Annotated in this window: 26 protein-coding genes and 1 riboswitch; of the genes, 13 read left to right on the top strand and 13 right to left on the bottom strand. The window is 47.3% G+C overall.

Going from position 1 to position 26416, the window contains the following annotated elements; genetic code table 11:
- The first annotated feature begins 221 nt into the window (after positions 1 to 221).
- Both KNQ18_RS01380 and KNQ18_RS01375 read left to right on the top strand, forming a co-directional pair.
- The gene (locus tag KNQ18_RS01380) at positions 222 to 1871 is read left to right on the top strand and encodes a peptide ABC transporter substrate-binding protein (protein ID WP_149427821.1); all 1650 of its coding nucleotides are present in this window, start codon (positions 222 to 224) and stop codon (positions 1869 to 1871) included.
- 269 nt (positions 1872 to 2140) lie between these two features.
- Positions 2141 to 2791, top strand: coding sequence for a homing endonuclease associated repeat-containing protein (locus KNQ18_RS01375; protein ID WP_047393045.1), 651 nt, complete (start codon positions 2141 to 2143; stop codon positions 2789 to 2791).
- Positions 2792 to 2887: 96 nt separating this feature from the next.
- On the opposite strand, the gene KNQ18_RS01370 is transcribed toward KNQ18_RS01375, so the two are convergent.
- Positions 2888 to 4585, bottom strand: a complete 1698-nt coding sequence (locus tag KNQ18_RS01370) for a GGDEF domain-containing protein (protein ID WP_058703796.1) — start codon at positions 4583 to 4585, stop codon at positions 2888 to 2890.
- Between the two features lie 133 nt (positions 4586 to 4718).
- On the opposite strand from KNQ18_RS01370, the gene KNQ18_RS01365 reads away from it, so the two are divergent.
- Positions 4719 to 5327, top strand: a complete 609-nt coding sequence (locus KNQ18_RS01365) for a YktB family protein (protein ID WP_064299359.1) — start codon at positions 4719 to 4721, stop codon at positions 5325 to 5327.
- Positions 5328 to 5358: 31 nt separating this feature from the next.
- On the opposite strand, the gene KNQ18_RS01360 is transcribed toward KNQ18_RS01365, so the two are convergent.
- The 6 genes from KNQ18_RS01360 to KNQ18_RS01335 all read right to left on the bottom strand — a co-directional run bounded on the left by KNQ18_RS01360 (position 5359) and on the right by KNQ18_RS01335 (position 10367).
- Positions 5359 to 5868, bottom strand: a complete 510-nt coding sequence (locus KNQ18_RS01360) for a hypothetical protein (RefSeq protein ID WP_058703798.1) — start codon at positions 5866 to 5868, stop codon at positions 5359 to 5361.
- A gap of 162 nt (positions 5869 to 6030) precedes the next feature.
- A complete protein-coding gene (locus KNQ18_RS01355; protein WP_214805471.1) occupies positions 6031 to 7104 on the bottom strand; it encodes an ABC transporter substrate-binding protein in 1074 nt (357 codons plus the stop codon).
- A gap of 3 nt (positions 7105 to 7107) precedes the next feature.
- Positions 7108 to 7908, bottom strand: a complete 801-nt coding sequence (locus KNQ18_RS01350; protein WP_029342587.1) for an ABC transporter permease — start codon at positions 7906 to 7908, stop codon at positions 7108 to 7110.
- A complete protein-coding gene (locus KNQ18_RS01345; protein WP_029342588.1) occupies positions 7908 to 8717 on the bottom strand; it encodes an ABC transporter permease in 810 nt (269 codons plus the stop codon). The genes KNQ18_RS01350 and KNQ18_RS01345 overlap by 1 nt, the downstream gene beginning before the upstream one ends.
- Complete coding sequence (locus KNQ18_RS01340) at positions 8714 to 9808, bottom strand: ABC transporter ATP-binding protein (RefSeq protein ID WP_023469351.1); 1095 nt, start codon at positions 9806 to 9808, stop codon at positions 8714 to 8716. The genes KNQ18_RS01345 and KNQ18_RS01340 overlap by 4 nt, the downstream gene beginning before the upstream one ends.
- A 13-nt stretch (positions 9809 to 9821) precedes the next feature.
- Positions 9822 to 10367, bottom strand: coding sequence for a helix-turn-helix domain-containing protein (locus KNQ18_RS01335; protein ID WP_214805473.1), 546 nt, complete (start codon positions 10365 to 10367; stop codon positions 9822 to 9824).
- A 187-nt stretch (positions 10368 to 10554) separates the two neighbouring features.
- On the opposite strand from KNQ18_RS01335, the gene KNQ18_RS01330 reads away from it, so the two are divergent.
- From KNQ18_RS01330 to KNQ18_RS01320, 3 genes are read left to right on the top strand one after another with little or no spacing between them, the layout of a single operon-like run.
- Complete coding sequence (locus KNQ18_RS01330) at positions 10555 to 11400, top strand: DegV family protein (RefSeq protein ID WP_023469353.1); 846 nt, start codon at positions 10555 to 10557, stop codon at positions 11398 to 11400.
- A 59-nt stretch (positions 11401 to 11459) separates the two neighbouring features.
- Entirely contained in the window at positions 11460 to 12191 is a 732-nt protein-coding gene (locus KNQ18_RS01325; protein ID WP_215083629.1) for a tryptophan-rich sensory protein, read from the top strand.
- 51 nt (positions 12192 to 12242) lie between these two features.
- Positions 12243 to 12590 carry an iron-sulfur cluster biosynthesis family protein gene (locus KNQ18_RS01320; protein WP_050678117.1) on the top strand — a complete coding sequence of 116 codons (348 nt, stop codon included), beginning with the start codon at positions 12243 to 12245 and terminating at the stop codon, positions 12588 to 12590.
- A gap of 232 nt (positions 12591 to 12822) precedes the next feature.
- Here KNQ18_RS01320 and KNQ18_RS01315 read toward each other — a convergent pair whose 3' ends face one another.
- The 3 genes from KNQ18_RS01315 to KNQ18_RS01305 all read right to left on the bottom strand — a co-directional run bounded on the left by KNQ18_RS01315 (position 12823) and on the right by KNQ18_RS01305 (position 16331).
- A complete protein-coding gene (locus KNQ18_RS01315; protein ID WP_215083627.1) occupies positions 12823 to 14865 on the bottom strand; it encodes a bifunctional diguanylate cyclase/phosphodiesterase in 2043 nt (680 codons plus the stop codon).
- A 184-nt stretch (positions 14866 to 15049) separates the two neighbouring features.
- Complete coding sequence (locus KNQ18_RS01310; protein WP_149427824.1) at positions 15050 to 15787, bottom strand: anti-sigma factor; 738 nt, start codon at positions 15785 to 15787, stop codon at positions 15050 to 15052.
- Positions 15768 to 16331 carry an RNA polymerase sigma factor gene (locus tag KNQ18_RS01305; protein ID WP_214724000.1) on the bottom strand — a complete coding sequence of 188 codons (564 nt, stop codon included), beginning with the start codon at positions 16329 to 16331 and terminating at the stop codon, positions 15768 to 15770. The genes KNQ18_RS01310 and KNQ18_RS01305 overlap by 20 nt, the downstream gene beginning before the upstream one ends.
- A 226-nt stretch (positions 16332 to 16557) precedes the next feature.
- Here KNQ18_RS01305 and KNQ18_RS01300 point away from each other — a divergent pair, with 226 nt between their 5' ends.
- From KNQ18_RS01300 to KNQ18_RS01290, 3 genes are all read left to right on the top strand, one after another.
- Positions 16558 to 16821, top strand: a complete 264-nt coding sequence (locus KNQ18_RS01300) for a metal-sensitive transcriptional regulator (RefSeq protein WP_023469359.1) — start codon at positions 16558 to 16560, stop codon at positions 16819 to 16821.
- 167 nt (positions 16822 to 16988) lie between these two features.
- On the top strand, positions 16989 to 17795 hold the full coding sequence (locus KNQ18_RS01295) for an SMP-30/gluconolactonase/LRE family protein (protein ID WP_214805477.1): 807 nt from the start codon (positions 16989 to 16991) through the stop codon (positions 17793 to 17795).
- Between the two features lie 126 nt (positions 17796 to 17921).
- Positions 17922 to 18659 (top strand): MBL fold metallo-hydrolase, encoded by a 738-nt coding sequence (locus KNQ18_RS01290; RefSeq protein WP_149427826.1) that lies wholly within the window; start codon positions 17922 to 17924, stop codon positions 18657 to 18659.
- A 264-nt stretch (positions 18660 to 18923) separates the two neighbouring features.
- Here KNQ18_RS01290 and KNQ18_RS01285 read toward each other — a convergent pair whose 3' ends face one another.
- On the bottom strand, positions 18924 to 20534 hold the full coding sequence (locus KNQ18_RS01285) for a glycoside hydrolase family 13 protein (RefSeq protein ID WP_215083625.1): 1611 nt from the start codon (positions 20532 to 20534) through the stop codon (positions 18924 to 18926).
- A 148-nt stretch (positions 20535 to 20682) separates the two neighbouring features.
- On the opposite strand from KNQ18_RS01285, the gene KNQ18_RS01280 reads away from it, so the two are divergent.
- From KNQ18_RS01280 to KNQ18_RS01265, 4 genes are all read left to right on the top strand, one after another.
- On the top strand, positions 20683 to 21870 hold the full coding sequence (locus KNQ18_RS01280; protein WP_149427828.1) for an aminotransferase class I/II-fold pyridoxal phosphate-dependent enzyme: 1188 nt from the start codon (positions 20683 to 20685) through the stop codon (positions 21868 to 21870).
- 62 nt (positions 21871 to 21932) lie between these two features.
- A riboswitch (SAM riboswitch) is annotated at positions 21933 to 22038 on the top strand.
- Between the two features lie 84 nt (positions 22039 to 22122).
- Positions 22123 to 23136, top strand: a complete 1014-nt coding sequence (locus tag KNQ18_RS01275; protein ID WP_058712982.1) for a methionine ABC transporter ATP-binding protein — start codon at positions 22123 to 22125, stop codon at positions 23134 to 23136.
- On the top strand, positions 23126 to 23791 hold the full coding sequence (locus KNQ18_RS01270; RefSeq protein ID WP_023469366.1) for a methionine ABC transporter permease: 666 nt from the start codon (positions 23126 to 23128) through the stop codon (positions 23789 to 23791). Before KNQ18_RS01275 ends, KNQ18_RS01270 begins: the two co-directional genes overlap by 11 nt.
- Positions 23792 to 23818: 27 nt before the next feature.
- On the top strand, positions 23819 to 24634 hold the full coding sequence (locus KNQ18_RS01265; protein ID WP_215083623.1) for a MetQ/NlpA family ABC transporter substrate-binding protein: 816 nt from the start codon (positions 23819 to 23821) through the stop codon (positions 24632 to 24634).
- A 59-nt stretch (positions 24635 to 24693) separates the two neighbouring features.
- On the opposite strand, the gene KNQ18_RS01260 is transcribed toward KNQ18_RS01265, so the two are convergent.
- Together KNQ18_RS01260 and KNQ18_RS01255 are read right to left on the bottom strand one after the other, a co-directional pair.
- Entirely contained in the window at positions 24694 to 25191 is a 498-nt protein-coding gene (locus tag KNQ18_RS01260) for a GNAT family N-acetyltransferase (protein ID WP_149427829.1), read from the bottom strand.
- 87 nt (positions 25192 to 25278) lie between these two features.
- Positions 25279 to 26157: a CAP domain-containing protein gene (locus KNQ18_RS01255; protein WP_149427830.1), complete on the bottom strand. Its 879-nt coding sequence runs from the start codon at positions 26155 to 26157 to the stop codon at positions 25279 to 25281.
- Between the last annotated feature and the right edge of the window lie 259 nt (positions 26158 to 26416).

The following is a 26416-nucleotide window of genomic DNA, read 5'->3' as shown; positions in this document are numbered from 1 at the left end:
ATTACACATAAATTTAATAATTTTGAAATAATCTGAAAATATTCTATTGATTTTTCTGAATATTGTATTTATTATTGATAACAAGTTGATCCGGTGCTTTCCACAGCTTAAGAATAAAAGGCGATGACCCCTCTTATTTTTAGTCGGACACCGGATCGCTATCTTATCGGTTCTTATCGTTTCACCAGATATATCTATTTCTTTTGGGAGGGATTTACTTTATGGAAAAGAAAAAGGCACTTGCACTCGTTGGAGCACTGACAATCGCTGGCTCAAGTCTTGCAGCATGCTCGACGACAGATGAAGGTTCAAAAGAAGGCGGTTCGACATCTGGAGAAAAATCTTCAGACAAACAAGTCTTGAATATCATCAGCGGTTCGGATATTCCAGCACTTAGCCCAACCGTCGCAACAGACTCTGTATCCTTCACAGTCTTGAACAACGTTCAAGAAGGTCTGTTCCGTCTAGACGAGAATCAAGAAGCAACACCGGGTGTCGCAGAAAGTGTTGATGTTTCTGAAGATGGACTTACATACACGTTCAAACTTCGTGATTCGAAATGGTCGGATGGCAGCGATGTCACAGCAAAAGACTTCGAATACGCATGGAAACGCGTCCTTGATCCGAAGAGCGGTTCACAGTATGCGTATATCATGTATATCATCGATGGCGCTGAAGCATACAACACAAGTAAAGGAAAAGCAGACGATGTCGCAGTCAAAGCGGTCGATGACAAAACGCTTGAAGTCAAGTTGACTCAACCGGCTGAATACTTCAAATCGTTGACTGGTTTCGGTTCATTCATGCCACTGAAACAAGAATTCGTTGAGAAACAAGGTAAAAACTTTGCTTCGAAGCCGGACACATTCCTTTACAACGGACCATTCGTCCTCTCGGATTGGAAGACGGATGTTGGCTGGAGCTATAAGAAAAACGATCAGTACTGGGATAAAGATAATGTCAAACTTGAAGAAATCAACACGAAAATCGTTAAGGAAGTCTCGACAGGCGTCAACTTGTACGAAAAAGGTGACATCGATCTAGCTGGTTTAACAAGTGAGTTTGTTGATCAATACAAAGACAAAGAAGACTTTGATACACGTCTTGATGCAGCAATGTACTATATCCAAATGAACTTCAAGAATGACCTCTTGAAGAACAAGGATATCCGTAAAGCGATCGATTCAGGATACGACAAGAAGCAGATGGCTGATGTTCTCTTGAACAACGGTTCAATCCCTGCTTACTACTACGTACCAAAAGACTTCGCGAAAGGTCCAGACGGTAAAGATTTCCGTGATGGCAACGAAGGTTTCGGTTCATACGACGCATCATCTGCAAAAGCATCATTCGAAAAAGGACTGAAAGCCGTCGGCAAGAAGTCTCTCAAACTCGAACTTCTTTCATACGATGATGACAACTCGAAAAAAATCTCGGAGTACCTCAAAGGCGAGTGGGAGAAAAACCTTCCAGGTCTTGAAGTTACAATCAAACAACAACCATTCAAGAACAAGTTGGATCTCGAGTCTAAAGGTGAGTTCGAGCTATCGTTCGCAGGATGGGGACCTGACTACCAGGATCCGATGACATTCCTCGATATGTGGGTAACTGGTGGACCATACAACCGTGGTAAGTACACGAGCGATAAGTATGATTCACTCATCAAGTCAGCTCAAAAAGAAGTAGATGCTGAGAAACGTTGGCAGGCCCTCAAAGATGCTGAGAAAACACTCCTTGAAGAGGATCAAGCGATCTCAGTTATGTACCAAAAAGGTGTTTCGCTTCTTCGTAAACCGTACGTCAAAGGAATCGTCAACCACAAAGTCGGTGCCGATACTTCGTACAAATGGGCTTACATCGAAGGAAAATAAGTCATACCCCAAGACCAGATTCGCTGACGAGCGTGTCTGGTCTTTTTTTCCATATGAGCCGTTTGTCCTATTTTTCTGAATAGAATTAAAATTTCGTGTCATTCTGTTTTCATTTCCATGACTTCCATTTATACTAAGCAAAGAATCCGATTCACTTTATTTACAATATTTTGCGGGAATTATTCATAATTAATGGAAATGTACCGATATATCTAATACAGAGGACTTTTGCCTCAATACTACATCGAACTAGGAAGGAGGACTCACTCATGAAGCAACGTGTACTTACGAGTCAACAGAGTTATACAGAAGAGCAGCTTGAGATGATTGAAGCCATCCGTGCGGTCGGTGAACTCATCCAGGACCGTCCACGCCGTACTGTCTATCGCCGTTATGCTTTAGTTAATGACTGGCCTCAGCCAGAAAACATCATCCGTCAATTTGGTTCGTGGCCAGAAGCCTTGTCTGCTGCTGGATACGAGTGGAATGTCGATCAACAGCCGGAGGAGCTTGAGCGGGCACCGAAATACACGAAAGACGAAATCTTAAAGTCGTTCGAACGGTACGCACAAGACGTCGGCTCTACGATCACACTCAAGAAGTACCAGATGTGGCGTAAATCCGTCCATCATGCACCGAGTCACTATCACATCGTTAAGATGTTCGGTTCGTGGCACGATGCTTGTACCGCTGCAGGACTCGAAGCGAGCGTCACCTATTCAAAAGCTGAACTTGCTGCTTCTCTGCGTCAAGCAATCGAGGAAGTCGGCTTTGCCCTCTCTTTTGAAGCATACCGGGAATGGGCAAAACGAAACAACAAACCATCGACGAAAGCCTTACTTCATCGTTACGGCTCTTGGTCAGCCGCGATTCATGCGATTGAAAACGAGATTCGCCTCAGCAAACAACAAGCTCAATGAACTTATTCTTTTTTGATCCTTCTCGTTCATCCGAACTGGGAGGATTTTTTACATCAAAAAAGAAGATAGCGTCTCTGCTACCTTCTTCTACTTGATTTAAATGACCTTCTCTTTCCACTCTTGATACGATGCGACACGGTCGCGTCCTTGGAACTTCGCTCCGACGTACATCGCACGGTCGGCATTTCGAATCAAACTCGCGAGATCACCAAGTTCTTTTAATGTATCGATGCCGATACTGGCCGTGATTCGGAGCGTATGCCCTTCGACTAAGATTGGATTTGCATGCAACGTCTCGCGGATTCGCTCTGCGACGATTTGGGCAGAATCAAGATCCGTATTCGGTAGTAAGATGACAAACTCCTCTCCCCCGTAACGCGCGACAAGATCTGTGATACGTGTTGCCTGCATCAATAACTTCGCAACTTCAAATAGGACGACGTCTCCGACTTCATGACCATACGTATCATTGATTTGTTTGAAGTGATCTAAATCGATCATTAAGGCCGAGAACGGATAAAGGTCGCGTTGTTTAATACGACGATCGCCCCACTCTTGCAAGGCACGATAGTTCGGTAATTTCGTCATCGCATCTGTCCGGCTGTCAGTCAACAAGCGTTCTCGCTCGTGTGCCCGTTCCACTGCCCATGACAGGACACGTAGGGCACGATATAGCTCATATCCAAAATCCTGCGTGAATTCACCACTTGCGTTCGAGGCAAGGAGCAACGAGCAGTTGATCGTCTCCGTCGCTTCCGGTTGAATGAAGAGGACCGACTGTGTCTCTTCCGGCAAGCTATCGTAAAGGCGAATATCCCACTCCTGTTGCATCCCGTAAAGAAGGACTTCTTCTTTTTCGATGATATCTTCAATGATTCGCCCTTCGACGTGATCAGCCTTCAACTTTCGTCCGTCCTTCAACGAATAGTACACGCTTTGCTTTCCTTCTTTGAAATCAAACTTAATCCAAGCGATATCCGGTTTGACGAATTGATTGAGCTGTCGTAAATACCGCTCGATGATGAACTGGGCATCACCGTCTTTCCAAGCCGCCTCTTTCAATCGCTCGATCTGCTCCCAATGTTCGATCCGGTCTGTCGCTTCAACCGAACTTCCCAGTGCGCGCTTGATGATGAATAAGGCAAACGCCGCCATGACGAGTCCGCTATTTCCGTTCCCTTGAACGACAAGTGTACTGAAGATTCCGTATAACAATTCTGCTGTGATGACGACCGCTTCGAAACGTAGCAGCTGGAACATGACATCATTTGGAATGTTTTCTCCAAGAAGAAATCGGGATAACTGATATTGCAATAAGAGGACAATCCAGAGGATCGCGACCATCGCCAGTAACGGTACGATGTTTTCTGTCAGCACGAATGCTTCGCCATGTGTCCCCCCGAGTGCATTATAGGCAAGACCTGCTGGAACGATTAAAAACAATTCGAGTGCGACGTTGAAGGGATAGTTATGTAACATCCGCCGACGTCCGATTGGTGTATGAATCGTTCGCAACTGATAGATGAGCATCGTCAATTGCCCAACACAAATCGCTGATAATAATCCATACGTCAAGAATGTAAAGAGGACGAATCCAAAATGGAAAGTAAAACTCATATGACGACGACGGACAGGATCGACGACGAAAATCGTCGATAAGGCGGCAATCAATAAGAACGTAAACAAATCGACGCTGAGACTATAATCTCTCGACTTCGCAAAAAGATCGATGCCTATGACGATTACGAAAAAAACGACCCAGCTTCGAAGGAGATATTGTTGAAAACGACGCACAAAACATTCCCCTTCCTTTAAGTTATGTAGTTGTATATTACTGGAAATCGATATGTCCATTATTCTACTTTTCGAGCAAAAAGTCGAACTTCGATGGTCTCCTTTGATACAATTGACGCGAGGTGATTTTTTTATGACAAATACATTCACGCAACACGCATTTGATACATTTCAGATCGATGGACTAGAACCACGGATGGAAGCGATTCGCGAACGCATCCAGCCGGTCTTTCGAGACATCGGTCAGGAAGTCGCACCTGACTTAACGGTCGCAACAGCAGAAGATGTCCATGTTCACATCGCGCAACATGCACGTCGGAAGGTCAACCCTCCGAAGGATACATGGATGGCATTCTCACCCGATAAACGTGGATACAAAAAACATCCGCATTTCCAAGTCGGTCTGTTTGATGATCATCTGTTCATTTGGCTTGCCTATATCTACGAGTTACCGAATAAACAACAATACGCATCGAAACTGTTACAGCATACAGAACTGCTGACATCCCTTCCGGATGATTTCGTCGTCTCATACGATCATATGAAAAAAGACGCCGTCTCCGTTCATGAGACGGATATCGAAAAAGGATTACAACGTTTCCACGACGTCAAAAAGGCAGAATTCCTTGTTGGTCGTCATATTCCGGCAGAACAAGTGCATCACCTGTCACGCGAAGAATTACTCGATATGATTCGAAATACCTATTCGCATCTCGTACCACTCTATAAAACGATTAAATAAAAAGGATGGCCGAATCGGTCATCCTTTTTCATTAGTTATATTTTACTAGAATTGACATGACTTGTGTACGGTCGGAATTCAAATTTAGATAAATGTTGACCTGTTTTGAGGAAACGGTCATGACGTTGAATGTTTTATCGAGTTTCGCTGTCGGATACGCTTTTTTGACTTCCTTGACCGTCACAGTTCGCTTGACCTGCTTCGGATCATAGACGATTGCACTAACTTTTGCTTTTGTGTCCTTCACCCCATACGTGGAGCAGTAATGAAGAGCGCGATCCGCTGAGGCAAGACCATTTCCGCTTTGACACCAATTCGAGTTCTTTTCCCCCTTATAGGATTTATGTACTTGGGCGAGTGTTGTTTTTTCAAGAACGACTTTTCCATCGAGTGAACGTGCTTGTTTCGCTTGTGTTTGAATTTCTTGCAGCCATTTGACGTCTGTCTGTTTTGTTGCTTCGACCGGTTGGTTATATGAAGTGCCTGACACGATGCTGACAGTGAGTGCGGCAGTTAAGATGATTCCTAAGACTTGTTTCATGATGATGTCCTCCTCTGCGCCTATGAAAGGCGTTGATAATAAACTGATTCCCCTATTTCAAAAAATTATTCAGTTTTTATAGTTTTTTTCTGGGAACTTATATTTATTTTTTTGATGAGAAATAAAAAAAGAACCTAGTGTCGCATGACACTAGGTTCTACCTCATTTCTTATGCATCTTAAACTCTAGGAACAACTCATTATAATGCGCGAGCATTTTCTTTCCGAGGTTCTCATAGACTTCAAGCGTATCGGTAACTTGTTTATCAGGATAGAATCGCTCATCGGTCCGAACCGACTCGTCGAGCAGTTTCAAACCTTCTTTGTTTGGTGTCGAATAGCCGACGTAGTCCGCATTTTTCGCTGAAATATCAGGACGCAACATGAAGTTGATGAACTCGTGTGCCCCCTCGACGTTTTTAGCCGTCTTTGGAATGACGATATTATCGAACCAGACGTTTGATCCTTCTTTTGGAATGACGTAGTCGAGATTTTCGTTTTCACTCATGATCTCGTTTGCATCACCCGACCAGACGACACCGAGCCCTGCTTCTTCGTTCGCGAGCAATAACTTGATCTCGTCCCCGACGATTGCCTTGACGTTTGGTGTCAGGCGCATCAAGTTCGCTTTTGCTTCCTGTAGTTTCGACTCATCCGTTTCGTTCAGCGAATAACCGAGACTATTCAAGCTCATCCCCATGACTTCACGGGCACCGTCAGCGAGTAGAATCTGATTCTTTAGCTTCGGATCCCAAAGATCCTTCCAGCTCGTCGGTTTCTTCCCATCAATCAAGTCTTTATTGTAGACGATACCGACCGTTCCCCAGAAATATGGAATCGAGTACTTGTTGTTCGGATCGAATGATAAATCTAAAAAGCGTGAATCGATGTTTTTGAGATTCGGAATTTTTTGATGATCAATCGGAACGACGAGCTTCTCATCGATCATCTTCGCAATCGCATAGTCGGACGGAACAGCGATATCGTATGTCGTTCCTCCCTGTTCGATTTTCGTCAGCATCGCTTCGTTTGAATCGAACGTTTGATAGACGACCTTGATGCCGCTCTCTTTTTCAAACTGTTTGATCAGTGCTGGGTCGATGTAATCGCCCCAGTTGTAGATGTTCAGGACATTTTTCCCTGAATACCCTTGTGTCTCATTCAACTGATTCAAGGTGAATAGGATGACACCTGAAATCAAGAAAATCGCGGCGAACAATTGAATCAATTTTTTCAACGGTCATTTCACCTCCGGTCGCGAAAGCTTCGTAGCAGCTCGTTGGTTCAAGAAGTAGTAGCCGATGACGAGCAGGAACGTAAACAAGAAGATGACAGTCGACAGGGCGTTGATCTTCATCGAAATCCCTTGACGGGCGAGTGAGTAGATCTCAACGGACAACGTTGTGAAGCCATTTCCTGTCACGAAGAACGTCACCGCAAAATCATCCAATGAGTACGTCAATGCCGTGAAGAATCCAGCAAAGATACCTGGTGTAATGTACGGTAAGATGACTTTCGTCAAAACATCCCAACGGCTTGCGCCTAAGTCACGCGCTGCATCAACGAGCGTCGGACTCATCTCCTGCAACTTCGGTAAGACGAGAATGACGACGATCGGTACCGAAAATGCGATGTGGGACAGTAAGACCGACGTAAAGCCGAGCTGGATGCCGAGTAGCGTAAAGAAGATCAAGAACGATGCCCCGATGATGACATCCGGACTGACGATCAAGATGCTATTTAGCGTCAACAACGACGTCTCGACCCGTTTCTTGCGGACGGCTTGAATCCCGATCGCTCCGAATACGCCAAGGATCGTCGAGATCGCAGCTGACAACAATGCGATGACGAGTGTGTTTAAGACGATGATCAACAAGCGTGAATCTTGGAAGACTTCCTTGTACCAATCCCACGTGAACGAATCGAAGTTCGTCATATTGTCAGCGCTGTTAAACGAATAGAATGCCAAGTAGAATATCGGAGCATACAAAATGATGAAGACTCCGATCAGATAAAGATTTGCTAGTTTCAGACGTTTCATCAAGTCGTCGCTCCTTTCTTCCGTTTCGTACTCGTCAAGGCAAGGATGATCGCCATCGCGATGATGAGGAAGACGGCAATCGTCGCTCCCATGCCCCAGTTTTGTGTCACGAGGAACTGCTGTTCAATCGCTGTACCGAGCGTGATGACGCGGTTTCCGGCAATCAGACGCGTAATCATGAACAGCGATAATGCCGGAATGAAGACGAGCTGACAGCCTGACTTCACACCATCGAGCGTCAACGGGAAGACGACACGCCGGAACGTCGTGAAGTTCGACGCCCCAAGATCACGTGCAGCGAAGACGAGTGACGGGCTCAGTTTTTCAATCGCGTTGAAGATCGGCAGGATCATGAACGGAATGAAGATGTACACCGAGACGAAGACAAAACTGAAATCGGTAAAGAGAATCTGTTGTCGTCCAATCCCAATCGCTTCAAGCGTTTGGTTCGCAAGACCATACGTACTGAACAACCCGATGAAGGCATAAGCTTTCAACAATAAGTTGATCCATGTCGGTAAGATGATCAAAAGTAGCCACAGCTGTTTATGCTTCGTTTTCGTCAACAAATAAGCGGTCGGATAACCGATCAAGAGCGAAAACACCGTAATCAAAAACGCATACCAGAACGAGCTGAGTGTCATCGTCAAATACGTCGACGTAAAGAAGTTCTGGTAGTTCTCAAATGAGAAGTTACCGTCCAAATCAAGGAATGAATAGTAGACGACGAGTACGATCGGTGCGATGACGAACAAGGCAATCCAGAATAGATACGGGATGAGATACCAGTTACGTGATTTTTGCATCATAACACCCCGTCGTAGGATTCCAGACGCTTATCGAATTCTTCTTCCGTCTCGTTCAGTCGCATGACGTGAATCGCTTCCGGATCAAATGTCAGTCCGATCTGCTCACCAACCGTCGCCTTTTTCGTACTGTGGACGAGCCATTCGTTACCGACTTCATCCATACAAGCGATCTCGTAGTGCACGCCACGGAAGAGTTGCGAATCGACGGTGACTTGTAGTTTCCCCTGTGTCACGTTCGTGATTTCAAGATCCTCCGGACGGATGACGATCTCGACCGGTTCGTTCAATTCAAGACCACGGTCGACACATTCGAATTCCTTTTCTGCGAACCAGACCCGGTAGTCTTCCACCATGCGCCCTGGAATGATGTTCGACTCACCGATGAAGTCAGCGACGAAGCGGTTGATCGGTTCATCATAGATATCCGTCGGTGTGCCCGATTGTTGAATGACACCGTGATTGAGGACGAAGATTTCATCTGACATCGCCAGTGCTTCTTCTTGGTCGTGCGTGACGAAGATGAACGTGATGCCAAGACGACGTTGCAAGTCGCGGAGCTCATACTGCATCTCTGTCCGTAATTTCAAGTCGAGCGCTGATAATGGCTCATCGAGCAAGATGACTTCCGGCTCATTGACGATTGCCCGGGCAATCGCGACACGTTGCCGTTGTCCACCTGACATCTCGGTGATTTCTCGTTTCTCATAACCGGACAAGTTGACGAACTTCAATGCGTCCGTTACACGTTTTGCGATTTCTGCTTCTTTCACCTTCTTGATGCGAAGACCGAAGGCGATGTTTTCGAAAACGTTCAAGTGCGGGAAGAGTGCATAGTCTTGGAAAACAGTATTGACTTGACGTTTGTTCGCCGGTACATCGTTGATTCGTTTTCCGTTGAAGATGATGTCTCCTTCTGTTGCTTCCGAAAAGCCAGCAATCAGTCGTAAGATCGTCGTTTTCCCACAACCCGATGGTCCGAGTAACGTATAGAACTTCCCGCGTTCGATTTCAAAGCTGACTTGGTCGAGGACGGTCTGATCGTCGTATCGTTTCGTAACGTCCTTGAATTGAATGATCGTAGTATCTGCCAATCTAGTTCCTCCTTTATAAGTATGAGTCGGTCGCGGTCACGAGGACCTTCGTCTCTTGTGTTGACTCATTGCGTAGTTGATGGATTTCTGAAGCCTTATAGTAAAGTGTCTCTCCTTGTTTCGCTACAAAAGACTGACGTCCGAGCGTCAGTGTGACGTTTCCTGTGAGCACATAGACGAACGTCTCGGCACCTGATGGCTCATACGTCTTGAATGCTCCCCCTGGCGCGAGTGTCAATAGGACCGGCTCCATCTCTTTCTCGTTCGATTCCGGAATGAGCCACGTGACATGATATCCTTGTTCCTCATCGGCATACGTCGTGACATCCTCTTCCCCGTAGATGACTTTTTGATTGAGTGTATCCTCATCAAAGAAATCCTTCGGTGAGATGCCAAGAACTTCGAGGAGATGAAACAGCGTCTCGATCGACGGTGAACTGAGTTCCCGTTCGAGTTGCGAGATGTACCCTTTACTCAGGTCTGTTCTTTCCCCTAGTTCCTCTTGCGTCAATCCCTTTTGAAGACGGAGGTTCTTGATTTTTTGTCCGATTGAGTACAATCGACGTCCTCCTCTCAGCGGCTTAGTTTAGTATAAGATGACTAAAAGTTTACTAATCACGTACCGATTATAGCGTATTTCATTATTTAATCAACTAAAACGTTCAATATTTTTTAATGTTCATTTGACAGCGAGAACGCTTACACCTACAATTAATATCAGGTACTAATTTAAGGAGGAACTTGTTATGCGGATCGCTTGGATCACTGATAGTACAACGATTTTACCGGATACGATCGCTCAGCGCGATGATCTTTCGGTCGTCCCTTTACTTGTCATGAAGGATGGCGAAAGTTTCGTCGATGGTGTCGACGTTGATGCGGAGACCGTCTATAGCTGGATTGACTCAAAACACAAGGTAACGACGAGCCAACCTTCGATCGGGAGCTTCACCGAGCATTATGAACGGTTGAAAGAGGATTACGACGTCGGCTTCGCTGTTCACTTATCGAGTGAACTGAGCGGAACGTACAACGCTTCCGTTCAAGGGGCAGAGATTGCTGGCTTTCGTCTGATTGCGATTGATTCCCGTTGTGGGATTTATCCGGCTGGTCAACTTCTAGCAGAAGCGATTGAACTCGTCGAAGCCGGGCACTCGATCGAATCCGTCGAACAGATCATTCTCGAGCGTCGTTTCGACCATCACATTGAATTCACGGTCGCGAACCTCGATCAATTACAAGCAGGTGGACGCATCTCTTCGACGAAGGCATTCGTCGGTAACTTGTTGCAACTTCGCCCGTTGTTCCACTTCGAAGAAGGAAAAATCGTGCCTTACCAAACCGTCCGGACGTTTAAAAAAGCGCATTCAAAGATTTTTGATCATCTTGTCGCAATCATTGAACGGGGGCAGGTCACGGATATTTCACTATTCCACGCGACAGCGTATGACCTTGCACTCGAGTGGAAACAACGACTGGAATCGCAGTACGATGTGCGTGTCCGCATCGATGACTTAACACCGGTTCTCGGTTCGCATACAGGGAATCCAGCAATCGGTATGTCCTTTTTGAACCCGACACGCCGACCGTGATGACTAATGAAAATGATTTTTGGGTAAACCTTCTTTAGAGAATAAAGGAGGTTTTTTGTTTGAAAAATAATAAATGGATTTGGCTCAACTGGGTCGGCTTCATCTTCACGATTGCCGTGAACGCTCTCGATGGTGGAAAGACAGGACGAATCTCTGATTCGATCATCACATTGTTCAAACCTGCTGGGTATGCATTCTCGATTTGGGGATTGATTTATGCGGTATTACTCATCTGGTTGATTTTACAATCGATTCCGAAATTCAAGGAACACGAACTAGCGAAGAAAATCGGACCGTGGTTCTTGATCAGCTGTTTGTTCAACGCAGGTTGGATCGTCTCCTTCACGTTTGAACTGTTCGTTGTCTCGGTCGTCGTCATCGTAGGTCTATTGCTATCATTGATCGTCATCTACTCAAAAATTGATCGTGAGACGAAAGGGTTACGCTTTAAATTGCCATTTTCGCTGTATCTCGGCTGGGTGTCGGTCGCAACGATTGCTGACATCTTCCTGACGATCAACGCAGAAGGTGTGACATCTTGGCTCGGAATCGGAGATGCGGGTTGGACGATGATTATACTCGTCGTCGGAGTCGTCATCGCTCTTCTCTTCATGTTTGCGAACCGTGATCCGATTTATCCGCTCGTCTTCGTCTGGGCGTATATCGCGATCAATTTCGAGTCCGATAACGGTCTCGTCGATACGACGGTTCTTGGTAGCGTCGTCTTATTGTTAGCCGGTTATATCTTCCTTCTCGTCCGGATGCGCCGCCAAGTCAGCGTGAGCAAGTGACGTTCCTTTCTTGTTCAAACGGCGTATACTAAAGGAAAGGAGTGAATGACCATGAATATCACATTTACACCGTCTGCTCAGGAGCGGATCCGCCAATTACGCGGTGAAGTATCCGGTCAACTGCACCTCTATTACGATACAGAGGGTTGTGGTTGCGGAAACTCTGGTATTTTCAGTATTCGCATCGTCGATGAAGCGACACCGGAAGACATGACGATTGATTCAAACGTCGGTCCCGTTCTCGTCAAGCGGTGGTCGAGTCATTTCCTCGATCAAGAAATGACACTCGATTACAACGCGGAGAAAAAAGCGCTCATCCTAAAAAGTGATGGACAATACTTTAATACGAATGTGCTCGTGACGGATCAAACAGGCTGCGTCCTAACGGTTCGTTCATAAGCGAAAATGAAAAAGGCAACTTCCACCGTGGAAGTTGCCTTTGTTTGTGTTCGAACAGACAGGTGCTGCGTCGAAAGCTGAGTTGATCGAGTATAGTCGAATGTACTGGATGTCTGTCTGCATCGTGCACGAGCTGGTGAAAACCTCCAGCGCTTTGCGTCCCCCCAGACGTCGCATGCACAATCCTCGCATGCTTATCTAGTATACGAACGGAAGTCACGTTTGGATTGCCTTATCCGACATTTAGAACCGTTTCTTCGATCGTCCGCTGGTTTAGATCCTTTACGTGCATCGGCTTACTGTAATAGTAACCTTGACCATAATCGCAACCGAGACGCTTTAAGAAAAGATGCTGTTCGAGTGTCTCGACACCTTCCGCGACGACTTCGATTCCAAGACTCTTCGCAAGCTGAATGATCATTTCTGTGATCGCTGTTCCCCGTTCGTCATGTGGGACTTCATCGATGAACGACTTGTCGATCTTCAGGATATCAATCGGAAGATGCTTTAAGTGTGTCAGTGAAGATAGACCCGTTCCGAAGTCATCGAGTGCAATCGTCAGACTGAGTTGCTTCAGTTCACCGAGCATCATCATCGCTCGGTCGAGATTCTCCATGACGGATGTTTCTGTGATTTCGAGCTGTAGTTGTAACTCGCTTCCACTCTTTAAGGAATGGTGAACGATCTCTTTAATCATCACGTTATGTGACTCGGATCGGAAGTGCATCGCGGATAAATTGACAGAGACTTGGCGAATGAAATAATCTTCCTTCTTCCAAATCTCCATCTGTGCGACGGTCTCCTTCAACACCCACTCGGTTAAACGATGAATCAGACTGTATTTTTCAGCAAGCGGGATGAACTCCGCCGGTGAGATGAAACCGAACTTCGGATGATTCCAGCGAATCAGAACTTCCGCCTGATCCACCTTTCCTGTCGCGAGTGCGATCTTCGGTTGATAGACGAGAGCGAACTCCTTGAAATCCGTCATCGCCCGGCGTAAGGAGCCGACGATCAATTGCTCTCTGCGATCAGAGTGTAGCGCATCATCATATATGATGAAACGATCGCGTCCCTCGTTCTTACCAGCACGCAGCGCACTCTCCATCTGACCGATTCGCATTTCAAGCGATTCCTTCGTATCCGGTAAGATGACGCCCATCGTCGCTGTCAGATGGACTGCCTGATCTTCGAGGTCGATCGGTTGACGCACGTCCTCTAAAATCTGTTCGAAGACCTCCGTCATATCTTCCTGCGAGACACGTTTGATCAGGAAGAACTGCGTACCATTGTAACGGATACATGCTTCATCTTCCTTTAGCGTCCGTAGCATCCGTTCTGCGAACTGCCGAATGACCGCATCGCCCTTATCAAAACCGAATGTGTCATTGACCCACTTGTATCCATCCAGATCAAGCAAGGCCATCGCCATCTCCTGTTTCGCTCGACCGTAATGGGCATCGACCTTCGTCATATGATGGTCAAGCCATCTCCGATTATGCAGTCCGGTCAAATGATCCGTATACGCCATCATTTGTAGAGCACGTCGCTCCAAATGAATATAGAGTCCAGCAATCAAGATGACAATCAAGAAGACGGGAATTGCGACTTCGTTTAAGATGTTCGACGTGATGGGAGCGTCACCGATGATTCCGGCATTGGAAGCTGGGATACAAAACGATGTACCGAGCATTCCGACATAATGCATCGACGAGATGGCAAACCCCATCACGACCGCGATGGGAATCAAGATCCGTTTCTGATTGACATGTCTTAAGCGATGGAGCAGTAGCAAAGCGATATACGCGACGGTAACGGCAATCAGAACCGATAAGAGGAATAATCCTGTCTCATACCGGACGGTTCCACCGAACTGCATCGCCATCATCCCGAGATAGTGCATCGTGGCGATTCCGCCTCCCATCAGTGCCCCCGCTAAAATCACCTTATTTCTCGTAATCGTCGACGAGTATAAGAGATGAAAGGCAATGAAGGCAGCCAAAATGGCAGGAATGACGGATAAGAACATTAAAAACCAATCATAGCGAACCGTAACCGACAGGGCGAATGCCCCCATCCCGACGAAATGCATTCCCCAGATTGATAATCCCATCGTCAATGATGAGAGGAACAAGGCACGCTTCTTCAAGGAAGTCGCCTTCGCGAGACGCCGATTTAACTCTAATGAACCATATGATCCGATGATGGCAACGAGCACTGACACTACGACGAGTGTCACTTCATAATGTTTCGTTAATATAATCCATTCATTCATTGTATGAGGCCTCTCCTTAATAGACTGTCATTCTCCTAACTATCGTCTGCTCGGTCTCATTTCTTCAGTAAAAATTAGAAATTCATTCGATTTCTTATCATTTCAACGCGCATTTACTTATTCCATTGAGCACCTTGCACAAAAAAAGCGAATCCGTACGAGACGGATCCGCTAAACTTCGTTCTTATAATGCGACCGATGCGACGATTTCGCCCGTCGGTTTTTCTAAATCTGGTTCTGGTTCGACCGTGATGGCGACCGCGTCCACCTTGCCGTCTCCTTTAAGTGGGAAGACAGCTGCTGCCTCTCCATCTTTTTCGATGACACCGTTCGCAGTAGGTGTTTCGCCTTCGATCGTCCATAATTGATAAAGCTGCCCTTCTTGAAGCGGCGGTAAATCTTTCAACTGGACCAGCATGTACGATTTATCGTTTTGCGTGAAAATCATGCTTGATCCTTTAATGGACTCGGTGCTTTCGAAGTTCCCCATCCCTTTGATCTCATCCATCGCTAACGTCTCTGGTGTATCCGTATTTTCTTCCTGCGAGAGGAAGTAGGCATTCGCACCAAGTGAGAGAATCAAGGCGGCGGCGATACTCATCAACCAGCCGAGTGGGACACTCTTTTTCTTCGTTTGTTGCTGACGTGCTTGTTTGATGTCTACCGGAGTAGTCATCGGTGCTTCCTTCGGAGACGCCGTCTCTGCTGAACCAAGGACTTCTCCAAGAATTCGTGCTTTCATACCTGCAGGAACGGGTCGCTCCGGAAGCGATTCAGCGATGGGAAGCATGAGTTCTTCCATTTCTAAAAGCGCTTCGCGACATTCTTCACACGTCGCAAGATGCGCTTCGAACGCGTCGCGATCTGCTGCGGATAATGTTCCATTGAAATAATCGATTAAGTCATGACAACGTTCTTCCATCTCGTTCCCTCCCATCCATTCGTTTTCGTAATGCTTGAATCGCGCTCCTGATTCGCGTCTTGACCGTTCCAAGAGGTAAATCGAGTAGCTCTGAAATCTGTTGCTGCGTCATACCCTGGAAGTAAACGAGTTCAATCAGCTCTTGCTGTTCGGGTTTCAATTCACTAACCGCCCCGCGCACTTCAGCAGCTGTTTCCCGCTGCATGACCGTCCGCTCGACCGGCTCGTCGTATCCACCATCTCGTTCTTCGACTTCGATTGTCGGCTGTCGTTTTTCACGACGGAGACAATCAAGTGCCGCGTTACGTGTAATCGTTAAAATCCACGATGAAAACTTTCCTTTTTGTGTATCAAAATCAACACGACCATTCCAAATCTTCATCCACACTTCTTGTATGACTTCTTCGGACAACCGGTCATTATTCGTAAAGCGATGGGCGAATGAAAACAATAACCGCTCGTATTTATCGTACAATGTCTCGAGGGCTTGCTCATCACCGCTACGCATCAGATGATAAAGCGATTCATCGGATTGAGTGTGCATCCTTCTCCTCCTTCTGACGTCAGCCTTATCATATAGTATACGCAAGCTGACACCAAATCGTTTTCTATTTTATTCATTTTCTAAGTAAAAATCTTCACCACATCCATATTCCCTAATTCTAATAAAAGTATAGCTTAAAATTCTGCTGAATTGACAGTTATACCGTAATGGGCATAGCATAAAGATACTACATGACGTCAGGTCAACGGGAATCGGAGGAATAAAAATGGATTATGATCGGAAAATGAAGAACCGTGTTAGTCGGATTGAGGGACAGCTACGGGGGATTTTACGGATGATGGAAGAAGGGCAAGATTGCCGCGATGTCATCACCCAGCTCTCCGCTGCCCGTTCTGCGATTGACCGGACGATCGGCGTCGTCGTCAGTTCGAATCTAATTGAGTGCGTCAAGGACGCAGAACAAAACGGCGACGGACAAACTGAAGAACTCGTCAAGGAAGCGGTCAACTTGCTCGTTAAGAGCCGCTGATATAACGCTCGTACGGATAGTCTGCTTTGATAGCAGGCTATTTTTTAGACGTTTATTTAGTATACCAGCCGTTTGATCCAGGTTTGATTGCGCGCCAAAACAGGTATACTAAATTGTTATTATCTGGACTGCTCGTAAAAGGTGTCCACTTAGGAGGAAGAGTACTTATGACCGTTTCCCTATTCATTGATGTCGCATGTAAGACAGGCGAATCTCCTGTTTACGACGCAAAAACAAAGCGCTTTTATTTCGTTGATATTCCGAATCAACTTCTCTTTTCATATGACCTCGTCACAGAAGCACTTAAACCGTACACGTTACCAAGCGCCATCACATCGATTGCCTTGACCGATGCACCGGATTTATTACGTGTCACGGCTGAACACGGATTCGGGACGTTTGATCTCAAAGAAGGACACCTGTCTCTTGAGCATCAACTGTCGCTACCCGATTCCGACCGAATGAATGACGGAAAGCTTGATCCAACCGGTCAATATGTCGCCGGTAGCATTAATGAAGAAGACGGTAAGACCGCTGGATTGTTCCGTCTGCGTCACGATGGCTCCATTGATGTCTTACATGAAGACTTGACGAACTCCAATGGACTCGTCTGGTCAGAAGATGGCAAGACGCTTTATCACATCGATACACCGACGAAAAAAGTCTATGCCTTTGACTACGCTTCGGACGCACCACTTTCGAATAAGCGTGTCGCCGTTGATCTCGAAGAAGAAGAAGGGTTCCCGGATGGTATGACGAAGGACGCGGAAGGTCACGCTTGGATCGCGCATTATGCTGGATCATGCATCACCCGTTGGAATCTTACGACTGGTGAAAAACTCGCTCATGTCGACTTCCCGGTCGCAAATCCGACGTGCCCGATTTTCTACGAAGATCGATTGCTCGTCACGACGGCTGCAAACGGAGATGATGCGCCACACGCCGGTGCCGTCTTCGCTGTAACATTTGAATGATTCGTAGAGGAGGGATCATCTTTTTAGAGGTGATGCCTCTTTTTCCACACAATTCGTCTAGACGCCTATTCAAAAACAGACGATACTAAAGAAGAAGACTATTCATTTTTTGAAGGAGTGAAGCCGATGCGTGTCACGACAATCGAACGTTTACACCAATTGCAGACGACCCCATCCTTTTTCCCGGTCAACTGCTACCTGTTTGAAGAAGCAGACAGTTTAACATTGATTGATGCTGGACTCGGAATCAACGCAAAGGCGCTCTATCACTATATTCGAAAGCAAGAGAAACCACTCGGTGCGATCATTCTGACTCATGCGCACGCCGATCATGTCGGCTCACTGGACTTCCTTGCGAACGCCTTCCCTCTCGCTCAAGTCTGTATCAGTTACCGAGATGCTGCATTGCTCAGCGGGGATGAGACGCTACGAGAAGGCGAAACGACACCCTTAAAAGGGGGTATTCCGAAAAACATCAAAACACGACCAGATCGATTGCTCGAGAGTGGTCAACAAGTCGGAAGTCTCAGTGTCATCGCCTCACCCGGTCATACACCTGGTTCGATCTCGCTTTGGCATGAAGGAAGCCGGACGTTGATCGCCGGGGATGCTTTTCAGACACAAGGGGGACTTGCCGTCTCCGGTGATGTCCGTTGGCAATTCCCGTTCCCCGCACTCGCAACATGGGATCCGGACGTCGCCCTTCGTTCGGCTGATCAACTGACGGAACTATCTCCAGATATTCTTGCCGTCGGACACGGTCCCCTCATTCTCGGACCGAGTTACGAGATGCGCCAAGCTGTCGATCGATTCTCTCAGGTCTTACAGACGAAAAAATCATCTCCATTCAAATCACACACTTAAAATGGGACTGTATCATAAGTCAGTCTTTCCAAAGATAAGGGTGGCAGATTTTCATTCTGCCACCCTTATCTCATAACAAAAAGAATGACGCGTCGCACGCCATTCCTACAGGAATAAGCGCATTTATGCGCTTCAGAGACAAACAAGCTCCGTTTTCCTGCTTGAATGAAGCAGGAAAACGGGGCTTGTGTCTCGCCTGAGGAAAGGGCGTGAAAAGACGCGTCATTCTTTTTTTGAGTTAACCCCATTTTTTCGTCCAGTGGTTCAATTCTGTTCTGCAACAGAATAACGATAGACGCGTGTTTCGTAGGGACGCAAGATATCCGGGCTATCCGGATAGTTTGATACGAACAATTTTTCATGCGGTAAAATGAGGGCGGTCTGCATCGGTTCATCATGTACGTTGAGGACGATCCGCCAGACCTCTCCCTCTAGTTCCCGTTCATAAATATAGAGATACGGATCATGGAGTGCCAAGTCTCGGTACGTGCCGTAAACCATGATCGGATGTTGCTTTCGCATCTGAATCAGCGACTTGTAAAAAGCAAGCACGGACGATGGATCGGCTTCTGCCTGCGCGACATTGATGTCCGTATAATTCGGGTTGACGGCTAACCATGGTTTCCCACTCGTAAAGCCAGCTGCATGTGTACCGTCCCACTGCATCGGTGTGCGGGAGTTATCACGGGCAAGTAACTGCATCGACGAGAGTACGACCTCTGGATCCTCTCCACCAGCGACGCGCTCCGCGTATCGATTTCGAAAGGCGACGTCTTGATAGAGCGACGGATCCGAGAAGCGAATCCCCGTCATCCCGATCTCTTCTCCTTGATACACGTATGGAATGCCCGGTAACGTATGCAACATCAAACCGAGTAGTTTCGCGCTCTCGACGCGGTACCGTTCACTGCCGAAGCGGGTCACTTGTCGTGTGTGATCATGATTGTTCAAGAACTGTGAATTGACGCCTAGTGGGTATAAGACATCGTACCAGCGTTTCTGAATTTCCTTGAACCGTAAAAGATCCATCGCCTCCATGTCGTCCGCGATCTCGAAGTGAAACAGCGTCCGGAGTTCTTCTCGGTCTTCACTGACATATAACAGCCCGTCTTCTGGACCGACGAACGGAATCTCACCGACTGTAAACAAGTCTTTACCAGCAAGAACATTCGCATGCATCTCCTGCAAAAAGTCATGCACGCCGGGCTGATTTCCAAGGTACGAGAGATCAAACGGATTGGCGACATCTTCAAACGACCGTTTTTTGATCAAGTTGATGACATCCATCCGGAAGCCGTCGATCCCTTGAGCGATCCACCAGTTCATCATATCGTAGATCGCTTGCCTCACAGCTGGGTGCTCCCAGTTTAAGTCGGGCTGTTCTTTGGCGAAGGAATGAAAATAATACTGCCCGCGTTCTTCACTCCACGTCCACGGGCTTGGCGCAAAGTACGAGCGCCAGTTGTTCGGAGGCGTCTCTTTCGTACCATCCTGCCAGATGTACCAGTCATCCTTATCGTTAATCCGCTCTCGCGACTGACGGAACCAGTCATGCTGGTCACTCGTATGGTTCACAACTAAATCGAGAATGACCTTTAATCCTCGGGCATGAGCGGCCGTGATCAACTCCTGGAGATCTCCCATCGTTCCCGCTTTTTCCATGATCTCGTAATAATCGGCAATATCATAGCCGTTATCGACGTCCGGGGAACGATAACACGGATTCAACCACACGACATCGACACCCAGTGAAGCGATGTAATCAAGCTTATCGATGACACCTCGCAAATCACCGATCCCATCCCCGTTCGAATCTTTAAAGCTACGCCAGTAGACTTGATAGACGACTGCCTCTTTCCAGTTAGCTCGCTTCATCTTCCCACTCCTCTCCCTACTCTTTATTCCCGCTCCACTTATCTGTACCTGTTTATCCGACAATTTTTTTGAATTTCGAAAAAGTTCTTTTCTTTTGACTGAATATTCGTTATCCTTGACGACAATACCACGAAGGAGGCATTCATCCATGAAACATTTCGCTCCATCCATCGCCATTGATCGGCTTCCTGCTCCTGTCTTCGCTGAACTCGCGAACCGAATCGGTGCTGTGAAAGCTGCCGGACACGATGTCATCACACTTGGTCAAGGAACACCCGACCAGACGACGCCTGTACATATTCTCGATGCCTTAAAACAAGCCATCGACGAGCCAACGAACCTTCAATATCCACCGTTTCGTGGACATGATTTTCTAAAGCAAGCCGTCGCGCGCTTTTATGCGACTGAATTCGGTGTCACAATCGATCCGGCAACGGAAGTCGCAATTCTCCTCGGCAGTAAAGCCGGCATCGTCGCCTTACCGCAGACGATCGTCAACCCTGGAGAAGGTGTCATCGTTCCGGATCCAGGATACCCGGATTACCTGTCTGGCGCAGCACTTGCTGGCGCATTCCCGATCACGCTTCCGTTACTTGAGAAAAATAACTTCTTACCGGATTACGACTTACTTGATACGACGGACGTCGAGCGTGCCCGGATGTTGTTCCTCAACTACCCGAGTAATCCGACGGGTGCGACCGCGACGGCAGAAGCCTTCGAACAGACAGTCGCTTTCGCCGATGCCCATGATATCTGTGTCGTCCATGACTTAGCATACGGCGGCATCAGTTTCGATGGTCCGACGCGAAGCTTCCTGCAGACGGAAGGGGCAAAAGACGTCGGGATCGAGCTATTCTCACTCTCAAAACGCTTCAACATGTCCGGCTTCCGGATTGCCTTCGCGATCGGAAATCCGTCCGTCATCTCAAGCATCGAAACATACCAAGAACATCTCTACGTCAGTGCCTTCACACCGATTCAGCATGCGGCGACCGTTGCCCTCACGAGTGACCAAACGTGCGTCCGTGAGTTAAGTAGCTTGTATGAAACACGACGCGATGCGTTGTTCGCAAAACTCGATGCGATTGGTTGGAGTGGTCCACGCCCAGGCGGTTCCTTCTTCGTCTGGCTTCCTGTTCCAGAAGGTTACACGTCCCAAAGCTTCACCGATCATCTACTTGACGAAGCACACGTCGCCGTGACCCCGGGATCATTTTTCGGCGAATACGGTGAAGGCTACGTCCGGATTAGCTTGATTGCTGACGTCGAACGTCTAGAAGAAGCCGTCGATCGAATCGGAACGCTCAACCTGTTCCGGACACCTGTTGCGGAATAATTCTGAAAAAACATTTGACAGATGGGAATCATTTCCGTTAAAGTAAATCCCAACAGCATAACTACTTATCGAGAGCGACCGAGGGATTAGGCCCAACGACGTCCGGCAACCACCTGTAAGGAACGGTGCCACATCCTACAGAATGATTTTCATTCTGAGAGATAAGTTACGAAATCTTACACTTTCGTCGCTTTTTTCTGGTTGCTCTGCTACTAGGAAAAAGCGACTTTTTTTGTATGAGGAGATGAGCGGATGATTGAATTCAAACACATTACAAAACGGTTCGTTCGAGACCGGACCCCGATTTTTGCATTACGGGATGTCGATTTGACGATCCAAAAAGGAGAAATCTTCGGAATCATCGGTGAGTCTGGTGCCGGTAAAAGTACGTTGCTTCGCCTGATCAACGGGCTCGAGCATCCAACACAAGGAACCGTCAAGGTCGACGGTGTCTCGCTCGGCGGGATGTCAAAAGCAGATTTACGTCAACTTCGCTTGCGGACAGGAATGATCTTTCAGCATTTCCAATTGATCCAGTCACGCAACGTCGCGGATAACATCGCTTTTGCACTCAAGGCCGCTGGCGTCAAACGTGCAGATTTCCCGGAGCGAATTCGCGAACTCGTCTCGCTCGTCGGACTTGAAGGATTTGAGACGAACTTCCCGAGTCAATTAAGCGGTGGGCAGAAACAGCGCGTCGGGATTGCCCGGGCACTCGCAAACAATCCGACCGTCTTGTTATGTGATGAAGCGACATCCGCTCTTGATCCCGTTACGACACTACAGATTCTTGAACTGCTGAAGGATTTGAATGAACGACTCGGATTGACGATCGTCCTCATCACGCATGAGATTGATGTCGTCAAACAGATTTGCCATCGCGTCGCGGTCATGTCGCAAGGTGAAGTCGTCGAAGTCGCCTCAACCTATGACTTGTTCAGTCAAGCTAAGCATCCGGTGACGCAACATTATGTCGATACGGCATTACAAATCGAATTGCCGGAACGCATCTTACAGGCAACCCCAGGTAAGATCATCCGCTTGCAGTTCACAGGCGAGAAGACCGGTGAAAGTACGTTATCAGAAGCGATCCGCCGTTACGATATCTCAGTCAGCATCTTGCACGGCAAGGTCGACTACATTCAAGACGTCGCCTTCGGTGTCCTGATTGTCAGCTTGACGGGATCATCCGATCAAATCGCTCCTGCCCTTGACTGGCTCGCGACGGAACTTCACGCACTCGAGGTGATTCAGGATGTGGCTTGATCGTATTCAAACGATGTTACCGGAGCTCTTGAAGGCACTCGGCGAGACAGCATGGATGGTTGGTATTTCACTTGCTTTCGCATTGGTCGTCGGGATTCCGCTCGGAATTCTCTTGTTCGTCACCGACCGGGGATTATTTTTTCAAAACCTTGCCGTCCGCCGTGTTCTTGACTTCGTCGTCAACATCGTCCGGTCGCTACCGTTCATCATCTTGCTGGTTGCCCTCATTCCATTAACGAAGTTCTTACTCGACAATACGATCGGTCCGACGGCAGCGTCCGTCAGCCTTAGTGTCGCAGCGATTCCGTTTCTCGCGCGCCTTGTCGAAACATCACTCCGCGAGATTCCGCCTGGTTTGATTGAAGCAGCAGAAGCATGTGGGGCGAAACCCTTGCGGATCATCGTCAGTGTCCTCTTACCGGAAGCACTCCCTGGCATCATTCAGGGCATCACATTAACGACGATCAGCTTAATCGGCTTCTCAGCGATGGCTGGTATCGTCGGCGGCGGTGGTGTCGGTGACCTCGCGATCCGTTTCGGTTACTATCGCTACGATAATCTCATCATGATCGTGACGATCGTCGTGCTCATCGTCATCGTTCAAAGTATTCAAGCACTTGGCAATCAACTGGCGCGAAAAACAGATAAACGCTAATCATACATACAAAGGGAGAGTGGAATCATGAAAAAACGATATGCCTTTTTAGCAACAGCCTTACTTGGTGCAGGAGTCCTCGCGGGATGTGGAGACAGCAGTGCTGATGAAAAAGACAAGACGATCAAGATTGGTGCGACGAGTGGTCCGTATAGCGACATGGTCAAACAAGCGATCCAGCCACAACTCGAAAAGAAAGGCTATAAAGTCGAAATCGTCGAGTTCAGCGATTACATCCAACCGAATATCGTCCTCGGTAGCGGGAACATCGACGCCAACTTGTTCCAACACTCGATCTATCTCAAGACGTTTTCTAAAGAAAAGAACCTCGATTTAAAAGGACTCATCACGGTTCCAACAGCACCGATGGGACTATACAGCAAGACAGCGAAGACACTTGACGACGTCAAGACAGGTGCTGAAGTCGCGACGCCGAATGATCCGACGAACCAAGCACGAGCACTGAACTTACTTGCGGAACAAGGCTGGATTGAACTGAAGCCGGATGTCGATCCACTAACCGTTTCAGAGAAAGATATCGTCAAGAATCCGAAGAAACTCGTCATTAAACCACTCGAGGCGGCTCAATTGCCACGCGCCGTCGAAAGTGTCGACATTTCAGCCGTTCCAGGGAACTTCGCACTTGCTGCGAAATTCGACTTACTTGATGCGTTAGCGCTTGAGACGATGGACGAACAATACCGTAACCTCGTCGCTGTCCAAACGAAAGATGCGGACAAACAAGTCGCAAAAGACTTAAAAGCAGCCGTCGAATCGGACGCTTTCAATACAGTCATCGAAAAATCATTCAAGGGCTTCAGTAAACCTGAATGGGCAAACTGATGTAAAAAACGACCGGAATTCAACGAGATCACCTCTCTTTGAATTCCGGTCGTTTTGTGTTAGAACCGATACCACATCAGTTCTTCATCATGATAGGTATCATCGATTTTCAGCGCCCGCGGTTCAATCGCGTATGATTCAAAACCAAGTGATCGATACAACGCTTTAGCAGCTTCATTCGTCCGGACGACCGAGAGATGGACTTGCTCAATCACAGGATGCTGCTTTAATGTACGTAATGCCTCTTGTACGAGTTGTCGTCCGACCTGTTGCTTTCGGGCGCTTGGCGCGACGTACATCGCAAATAGATTCGCTCGATGTCGCATCTTGAACGGCTCTAAGTTGACGATCGTGACGACACCGACGAGTTCATTTTCATGAAACGCACCGAACGTCATCGACTGTTCGCTTTCAAGACGAGTTGCGTACCGTTCGATGGGTCGATCTTTTTCTGCTTCGTAATCAGAACCGAATGCTTCCGGATGGTTTCGTAAGGCTTCTAACCGCAGTGCTTTGTAAAGAGTTGCATCTTCAACCGTCAATCGACGTATTTTCAACTGCTCCACCTCCTACCTGTAGTATAGAACGAACTAACTCGTAAAAAAGAGGACGACATCGAGCGATATCGTCCTCCATTCTTCTATTTAAGGTGTTCGGAAATTAATCGTGAAGTACGGTGAATTATCTCGGAATGCTACACCGACATCCGCCTGCTTGAAGCTCTTTTGAAGGATGTTATCGCGGTGTCCTTTTGAGTTCATCAAACCCCAATGCGCCGCAAAGACGTTCGGATAGCCCATTGAGAGATTCTCACCGGCTCCCATGAACTTGATACCACCTTGTTCCATTCGATCGAACGGGTCACGCCCTTGTGGATCCGTATGCGAGAAGAAATTATTCTTCGCCATGTTTTCGCTGTGACCACGTGTAACCGGCTTCAGTGCCGTGTACGGTGCTAATGGATTTAATTTATAGTCGGCTCGTTCCCAGTTCATCAACCGAAGCATCAGTTTCTCATCTGTCGTTCGTAACGCATTCGACGCCGTACCGTAGAAGCCTTTTTTCTTCGCTTCGACGTCTTTTGGAATCGCAAGCGTCGCTTTGACTTTATTGCCGTCATGTTGATCGAAGAAATATGTCACGTAATTGCCTTTCTTCTCATAGACGGCGGCATGATCCAGATTCAACATGTAGTTCGTGTTGCCTTTACGGTAGGACTTCACTGCGGTCCACCCTTTTTTCTTCAAGGAAGATTCCGTATCCTTATTCAAGACCGCGCCTTGCGTCGTCACCCCGTTCTTGAAACGATACTTCCCGTAGTCCTTACCATCCTTCGTCAAGGCGACGAATTCCTCCGTTGATGTCCGTCTGACTTCCCAGTCGTATCCCGGATACTCACTGCTATATCGATCAATCAGCTTGCCGCCGCTTTTCGGGTAATCGGCTTCTGCTTGTTCCATTGGAATGTTTTCGTAGCCGAAAAAGGCTACTGCTGCTACTCCGATGATTAGCCATTTTTTCATGCCCTCGTTTCGCCTCCTTCTATTTCATTACCTTTATTTTAAAAGAAAATCATTCCTTCGAACAGTCATCGGCTCTCATTTGTCTAAATCACATCTTTCGTCCACAAATCCGACATATTTCATGAGAGCGCTCCCATTTCAAAAAAGCTTTTGTTTAAACGATTCTTGAAAGTATTTAATACACATACTAAATGATTTTCCCCTTTTATTAAAATGTGTGAACATTCTTTTATTTCATTCTAAACGATTTTTGATTGCT

The organism is Exiguobacterium sp. s78 (genome assembly GCF_018618985.1).
GTDB lineage: Bacteria > Bacillota > Bacilli > Exiguobacteriales > Exiguobacteriaceae > Exiguobacterium_A > Exiguobacterium_A abrahamii.
This window is presented reverse-complemented; position numbering and strand designations above follow the sequence as displayed.